This window comes from uncultured Sutterella sp., from assembly GCF_937923675.1.
In the GTDB taxonomy this organism is placed as follows: Bacteria; Pseudomonadota; Gammaproteobacteria; order Burkholderiales; family Burkholderiaceae_F; genus Sutterella.
Window position 1 is genome coordinate 25,803 of record NZ_CALDXB010000002.1, and the last position, 7,961, is coordinate 33,763.

3 protein-coding genes are annotated in these 7,961 nt (G+C 61.5%); all 3 read left to right on the top strand.

Features of this window, described 5'->3' with window-relative positions; genetic code table 11:
- Positions 1 to 180: 180 nt before the first annotated feature.
- The 3 genes from Q0106_RS00150 to speC all read left to right on the top strand — a co-directional run bounded on the left by Q0106_RS00150 (position 181) and on the right by speC (position 7,657).
- Positions 181 to 939 carry a TenA family protein gene (locus Q0106_RS00150; protein WP_297607396.1) on the top strand — a complete coding sequence of 253 codons (759 nt, stop codon included), beginning with the start codon at positions 181 to 183 and terminating at the stop codon, positions 937 to 939.
- Between the two features lie 266 nt (positions 940 to 1,205).
- Complete coding sequence (gene purL / locus Q0106_RS00155) at positions 1,206 to 5,162, top strand: phosphoribosylformylglycinamidine synthase (RefSeq protein ID WP_297607398.1); 3,957 nt, start codon at positions 1,206 to 1,208, stop codon at positions 5,160 to 5,162.
- 281 nt (positions 5,163 to 5,443) lie between these two features.
- A complete protein-coding gene (speC, locus tag Q0106_RS00160) occupies positions 5,444 to 7,657 on the top strand; it encodes an ornithine decarboxylase (RefSeq protein WP_297607399.1) in 2,214 nt (737 codons plus the stop codon).
- The last annotated feature ends 304 nt before the right edge of the window (positions 7,658 to 7,961 follow it).

Here is a 7,961-nt window from a genome sequence, read left to right on the forward strand (position 1 = left end):
TAAAAGGAACCCCGGTCAGCCTGAGCGCGGCCGGGGATCTTTTTGCCGCAATGACCGGTCTGCCGGACAGCGCCGGGAGCATTAAAGTGGTGGGTTCCAAAAAGGCGCAGTTTTCCCCGATGAAGGCGCTTCGCTTCATCCCTTCATTCCGGCTGCAGTCAAATCTGCAGCTTTTGCCTCATGACATTCCTCACTTCCCGCCGCACGCTTCTCAGTCAGTCTGCGGCGCTTCTCGGCTTTGCATTTCTTCCTCGGGCCAATGCAGCGTCCCATGCTGCGGCTTCCTGGTCCGCGGAAGCTTTTGAACGCGCCCGTCCCATTGAGCGCGCCGTCATTGATCATCCTTTTCTGAAGGCGCTTGCGGACGGCACCATCGAAAAGGACAAAATTCTCTGGTACCTCGCTCAGAATGCGGGCTACCTCAAAAATTATGCGGCGAGCCTCTCGCGCGCCTGCGCAAAGCTTGAGAACCCGGAAGACCGCTCGCTCCTCGCGCAATGGATCAAAGACACGGCAGGCACCGAGACCTGGACGCTGGATCTTCTCAAAAAGTTCAGCGCCGGCCGCGACACGGCTCCTTTCATGAGGCTTCGTCCGACGACGCTCTTCTACGCCTCCTGGGAAGCAAAGGCTTCAGAGGAAGGCACCGCCGGCGAAGCCTGGGCGGCGCTTCTTCCCTGCTTCACAATGTATGAGACCGCGGGCCGCTTCATCGCTGAAAACATCAGGGCGGAGAACCCGTACCGGGAATGGCTTTCCGCTTACGGCGACCCGGCCTATTCGAAGACGGTCGAAAGCGCCGTCGCGCTCGCGGACCGGCTTGCCCGCGGGGAAACGCCGGAAGGTCGTGCGCGCATGACGGAAAACTACCTCACGTCTAGCCGCCTCGAATGGGCGCTCTGGGATGCGGCGGAGAAGCTTGAGGACTGGCCGGTTTAAGCGCCGGCGAGCGCTCGCGGGAAACCCGCGGCGGATCCGACGCCAGTAAGAAAGAGCCCCGGCAGGCTGCAGGTTTTGCCGGGGCTCAAGGGATTTTGCGAACGCTGAAAAGAGATCCTCAAAACCTTTGCGGCCGAAGATCCTTGCATGGAGCGGGTCTTTTATAATCTAAGGCTATCCCTAATTTTCCTGACGCTCTCTCCCCGCGCTCGCGGCTCAAAGCGGACAGGATCCCGATTTTTTCCCTTCCACAGGAATCAGCAGCTATGGCGTCCCTTGCCGGCATCGTTTTTGACCTTGAAGGCCCCCGTGCGCTCTCGGACTTCCGTGAAGAACGTCTTCTTCGCGCGCTTCGTGCCGTTGAGCCGTCCGTTGAAGCGGTTTCGAGCCGCTTCATTCATTTTGTGCATGCCTCGGACGAGCTTACGGATACCGAATCCTCGCGCCTCGCGTCGCTTCTCGACTACGGCCCGGGCCCCGACAAGGCCATTACGGCCTCTCTCGAAGCTCTGGTGGTGCCGCGTCTCGGCACGATTTCGCCCTGGGCTTCGAAAGCTACCGACATCGCCCGCAACTGCGGCATCGAAAAGGTGCTCCGCGTTGAGCGCGGCACGATCTTCACGATCGCGCTCAATGAGGGCGCCGAACTGTCGGAAGAAAAGCGCGGCGCGCTTCTGGCTCTTCTGCATGACCGCATGACGGAGTCCGTGGTTCCCGTCGACTATCCGCGCGAAAACCTCTTCACGGATCTCGCGGGCAAGCCCATGGAGACCGTTCCGCTGATGGCGGAAGGGAAGAAGGCCCTTGAGGACGCAAACCTCTCGATGGGTCTTGCGCTTTCCGAGGACGAGGTTGAATACCTTGCCGACGCCTTCACGCGCCTTCAGCGCGATCCGACCGACGTCGAACTCATGATGTTCGCGCAGGCCAATTCCGAACACTGCCGCCACAAGATCTTCAATGCCCGCTGGACCATCGACGGCGAAGAGCGCGAGGAAACGCTCTTCGGCATGATCCGCGATACGCATAAGGCGCAGCCCCTCGGAACCATCACGGCCTATGCCGACAATGCGGCCATTTTCGAAGGCCGCGATGTGGTCCGCCTCTATCCGCGTCCCGACGAAAAGGATCCCTTCGGCGCGACCTTCCGCCGCGAAACCGAACGCGTTCACACCGTCTTCAAGGTTGAAACGCACAACCACCCGACCGCAATTTCTCCCTTCCCGGGCGCTTCCACCGGTTCGGGCGGCGAAATCCGCGACGAGGGCGCGACCGGCCGCGGCGCTCGTCCGAAGGCGGGCCTCACGGGCTTCACGACCTCCGCGCTTCATCTCCCTGAAGCGCCGCAGAAGTGGGAAAACGACACGGACTGCGCGACGGGCGAAGCTTCCGCCAAGGCCTACGGCGCGCCCGGCCGCATTGCGACCCCGCTCTCCATCATGACCGAAGGCCCGCTTGGCGGCGCCGCCTTCAACAACGAATTCGGCCGTCCCAATCTCCTCGGCTACTTCCGCGCCTTTGAAGCGAACGTGGGCGGCACCCGCTACGGCTACCACAAGCCCATCATGCTCGCGGGCGGCATCGGCAGCATCCGCGACGATCAGACGAAGAAGCTCGTTCCCCCGGCGGGAAGCCTTCTGATTGTTCTCGGCGGCCCGGGCATGCGCATCGGTCTCGGCGGCGGCGCCGCGAGCTCGATGAATACGGGCGCCAATTCCGAAGCGCTCGACTTCGACAGCGTTCAGCGCGGCAACCCCGAAATGGAGCGCCGTGCGCAGGAAGTGATCGACCGCTGCTGGTCGATGGGCGAAAAGAACCCGATTCTTGCCATTCACGACGTGGGCGCGGGCGGTCTTTCGAACGCCATGCCTGAACTTGCCGACCTTTCAGGGAAGGGCGCGCGCTTCGACCTCTCGAAGGTTCCGGTTGAAGAGACCGGCATGTCGCCGCTCGAAGTCTGGTGCAACGAATCGCAGGAGCGCTACGTGATCGCGCTCGACCCGGCGGGGCTCGAACGCTTCGACGCCTTCTGCAGGCGCGAGCGCTGCCCCTATGCCGTCATCGGCCGCATTACGGAAGAGGCTGATCTTCTCGTCGAGCGTCCGGGCGAAGCCGATGCCGTCAACATGCCGATGGAAGTGCTTCTCGGCAAGGCCCCGCGCATGCACCGCGATGTGAAGCATGAGAAGAAGTTCCTTACGCCCTTTGCCGAGGAAGGCATCGATCTTGAGGACGCGGCCTACGGCGTCATCCGTCATCCGTCGGTGGCGAGCAAGTCCTTCCTCATCACGATCGGCGACCGTTCGGTGGGCGGCCTTGTTGCGCGCGACCAGATGATCGGTCCCTGGCAGGTGCCGGTGGCGGACTGCGCCGTCACGACGCTCGGCTTCGAGACGCTGCGCGGCGAAGCGATGGCCGTGGGCGAGCGCACGCCGCTCGCCGTCATCAATTCGGCTGCCGCCTCCCGCATGGCGATCGGCGAAGCGCTCACGAACCTCGCCGCTGCCGATATCGAGCTCCCCCGCGTGAAGCTTTCGGCCAACTGGATGGCCGCCTGCGGCGCTCCGGGCGAAGACGCGCGGCTCTTTGACGCCGTCAAGGCGGCAAGCCGCTTCTGCATCGGTCTCGGCATTTCGATTCCGGTCGGCAAGGACTCGCTCTCCATGCGCACCAACTGGACGGAAGCGGGCGAGAAGAAGACGGTCACGTCTCCGGTCTCCCTCATTGTTTCCGCCGCTGCTCCGGTCACCAATGCGGCGCTCACGCTCACGCCCGAACTTCGCCGCGGCAAGGGCGTCGACAAATCCGTTCTGGTCCTCGTTGACCTCGGTCAGGGCAAAAACCGCATGGGCGGCTCGATCCTCGCGCAGACGACGCAGCGCTTCGGCGACGAGGCGCCCGACTGCGAGGATCCGGCGCTTCTCGGCCGCTTCATTACGGCTCTGAGAAAGCTCGAGCTCGCCGGGTGCGTTCTCGCCTATCACGACCGCTCCGACGGCGGCCTCTTTGCCGCCGCGGCGGAAATGAATTTCGCCTCCCGCATCGGCATTCGCCTTGATCTCTCGTCGCTCCTCCAGGAAAAGGGAGCCACGGTGCTCAATACCCTCTTCAACGAGGAACTCGGCGCCCTCATTCAGATCCCGGCGGATCGTACGGAAGAAGTGGTCGCGCAGATGCGCGCCTTCGGCCTTTCGCACTGCTGCCACTTCGTGGGCGAGCTCCTCGAGGAAGACAAGCTTGAAATCGTCCGCGAGGGCGAAGTGCTCGCGAGCTTCCCGCGCGCTGAGCTCCAGAGCGCCTGGACCGAGGTCTCGCATGAAATCGCCCGCGGCCGCGACAACCCGGAATGCGCGGATCAGGAATTCGCCGCCGTCGCCGACGAGTCGAACAAGGGTCTTTTTGCAAAGACCACGTTCGACGTCGACGAAGACGTTGCGCTCCCGATGATCAACACGGGCGTTCGTCCGAAGATCGCGATCCTGCGCGAGGAAGGCGTCAACTCCCAGACCGAAATGGCCGCCGCCTTCACGCGTGCGGGCTTTGAAGCCTGGGACGTCCACATGACGGACCTTCTCTCGGGGCGCCTCAATCTTGCCGACTTCAAGGGACTTGCCGCCTGCGGCGGCTTCTCCTACGGCGACGTGCTCGGCGCCGGCGGCGGCTGGGCGAAGACGATCCTCAACAACGACAGGCTCGTTGAAGAGTTCTCGGCCTTCTTCTCCCGCCCCGATACCTTCGGCCTCGGCGTCTGCAACGGATGCCAGATGATGAGCCGTCTGCGCGGCCTCATTCCGGGCGCGAAGCACTGGCCCAACTTCGTGAGAAACCGCTCCGAGCAGTTCGAAGCGCGCCTCGCTGCGGTTGAGCTCCTCGAATCGCCCTCCATCCTCTTCTCCGGCATGGCGGGTTCCGTCCTTCCGATCGTCGTGAGCCACGGCGAGGGCAGGGTGGAATACCTCAATGCCGATGATGCGGTGCTCGCGCGCGCGGCAGCGCGCTACGTGGACGGCGCAGGGAAGCCTGCGGAAGCCTATCCTGCGAACCCCAACGGATCGAAGGGCGGCCTCACCGCCTTCACGACGGATGACGGGCGCTTCACGATCATGATGCCGCACCCCGAGCGCAGCCACCGCGCAATCGAGCTCTCCTGGCATCCGGATGACTGGACCGACGCCTCGGGCTGGATGCGGATCTTCCGCAACGCGAGGAAGTGGGTCGGCTGAGTCCGCGAATGACCTGCTCCCTCCCATAGACGAGATGGAGCAGGGAAGAGCTCAGTGAGAAGCAAGAAGACCGTCGGACGGGGAATCCCGGAAGACGGTCTTCTTCTCTTTTCGGCGCTCCTCAGCGCCGCTATCGGCGACAATAGAAAATGGGCGCTCGTCGCCGATATACTTCGCATTTTTCTGCTTCCCCCGGTTCGGAGGAGCAGAGCCCCGGATCTTTTTCACTACCCATCAGCGCTTGAGTAGAGCGCGTCATTCTTCCCAAAGGACTTCAGGACATGCAGAAGCTTGCAATTGCAGTGAGTGACAATGTTTCCTTCAAGGACTTTCCCCAGGATCGTCAGGTTGTACGTCTCTCCGAAGCGGAGATGACGGAGACCGGCGTCGTTCTGATGTCCGTCGAGGACGCGGAGAACGGCGAGCTCGACCGCGTTGAGGGTTATGGATTCGGCATTCCAATCTTCATCTTCGTCGAGCGCGGCCGCTACGTGCCCGACGAATGGATCGGCCGCTGCATGGGCGTCGTCAACGACGATCCGGTGGAGGAGCCTTTCTTCGTGCGTCAGCTGATTGATGCGGCTTCAGGTTATGAAGAGAAGATTCTCCCGCCCTTCTTCCGGAGCCTCAGGCGCTACGTGGGCACGGCAAACGAGCAGTTCGACTGCCCGGGCCACCAGGGCGGCGCCTTCTTCCGCCGTCATCCGGCCGGCCGCGAATTCGCCAACTTCTTCGGCGAAACGATCTTCCGCGCCGACCTCTGCAACGCCGACGTCGACATGGGGGACCTCCTCATTCACGAGGGTGCGGCCTATGCGGCTGAAGCCCATGCCGCGAAGGTCTTCAATGCCGACAAGACCTACTTTGTTCTGAACGGCACGTCGACCTCGAACAAGGTTGTTCTCTCGGCGCTTCTGACGCCGGGCGACCTCGTGCTCTTCGACCGCAACAACCACAAATCCTGCCACCAGGGCGCGCTCGTTCTCGCAGGAGCCCGTCCGGTCTACCTTGAAACCGCCCGCAATCCGTACGGCTTCATCGGCGGCATCGACAATCACTGCTTCGACGAGGCGGAACTGAGAAAGCTCGCCGCGGAAGTGGATCCGAAGCGCGCTGAGGCGCCGCGTCCCTTCCGCTGCGCCGTGATTCAGCTTGGCACCTATGACGGCACGATCTACAACGCCCGCCAGGTGCTCGACCGCATCGGTCATCTCTGCGACTACATCCTCTTCGACTCGGCCTGGGTGGGCTACGAACAGTTCATCCCAATGATGAAGGACTGCTCGCCTCTGCTCCTTGATCTGAAGCCCGAGGATCCGGGCATCTTCGTCACGCAGTCGGTGCATAAGCAGCAGGCGGGGTTCTCCCAGACCTCGCAGATTCACAAGAAGGACGCTCATGTGCGCGGGCAGGAGCGCTACGTCTCGCACAAGCAGGTGAACAACGCTTTCATGCTTCATGCCTCGACGAGCCCCTTCTATCCGCTTTTTGCGTCGATCGACATCAATGCCAAGATGCACTCGGGCGTCTCGGGGCTCCGCATCTGGGACGAGTGCGTGAAGATCGGCATTGAGGCAAGAAAGCAGATCAAGCGCACCTGCAGCTACATTCAGCCCTTTGTGCCCCCGCTCGTGGCGGGCCGTCCCTGGGAGAGCTATCCGACGGAGACGATTGCGAAGGACCAGCGCTTCTTCCAGTTCAAGCCGGGCGAACGCTGGCACGCCTTTGAGGGGTACGGCGCCAATCAGTATTTTGTGGATCCGTGCAAGTTCCTTCTCACGACGCCCGGCATCGATACCGAAACGGGCGAATATGAGGACTTCGGCGTTCCGGCGACGATTCTCGCCAACTATCTGCGCGCCCACGGCGTCGTGCCTGAGAAGTGCGACCTGAATTCCATTCTCTTCCTGCTCACGCCCTCGCAGACGACAGCTAAGATTTCGTCCCTCACGACGCAGATTGCGCGCTTTGAGAAGCTTCTTGAAGCCGATGCGCTCATGAAGGACGTGATTCCCCAGGTCTATTCCGCGCACGAAAACCGCTACGAAGGCTACCGCATCCGCGAAATCTGCCAGGAAATGCACGACTACTGCCGCGAATACAACATCAAGGACCTGCAGAAGGCGATGTTCCGCCGGGCGCATTTCCCGAAGATCGCGCTAGACGCCCAGACCGCGCACTTCGAATTCATGCGCGGGAATGCCGAATACGTGCCGCTCGAGGAGGCTGAAGGCCGCATTGCGCTCGAGGGAGCGCTCCCGTACCCGCCCGGCGTCATCTGCTGCGTCCCGGGTGAAGTATGGGGCGGTCCGGTGCTCGAATACTTCCTTGCGCTCGCGGAGGGGATCAACCGGTTCCCGGGATTCAGCCCCGAGCTCCAGGGCGTCTACCTTGAAGAGGACAGCACCGGAAGAAGCCATGTCTGGGTGAATGTTCTCAAGGAATCCCGCAGAAAGGAGCTTGAGGCAGAAGGAAAGATCGCGCCGCTCGGCTGATTGATCCGAATCGATTGCTCAGAAGCCGTCCTCCCGCATCGGGACCGGACGGCTTTTCCATATCCAGGGATTCAAAAATTATTTTTTTCGGAACTCTTGACAAAGCGAATTCTCTTCTCCATAATTCGCATCCTGCTTCGGAAACGAGGCAGCAAAAAACAAGCAGCTCTGAATCGAAATTAAAAATTCTTTTCACGAGCACTTGACAAAAGGAAACGACTTCTATATGATTTCGATCCTTCGCTGATCAAACAGCGAAAAGTTCTTTAAAAATCAGATTCAACGAACCGATAAGTGTGAACAT

Coding starts and splice junctions, on each gene's coding strand:
- Q0106_RS00150 (WP_297607396.1), top strand. CDS start 181: ATGACATTCCTCACTTCCCGCCGCACGCTTCTCAGTCAGTCTGCGGCG.
- purL (WP_297607398.1), top strand. CDS start 1,206: ATGGCGTCCCTTGCCGGCATCGTTTTTGACCTTGAAGGCCCCCGTGCG.
- speC (WP_297607399.1), top strand. CDS start 5,444: ATGCAGAAGCTTGCAATTGCAGTGAGTGACAATGTTTCCTTCAAGGAC.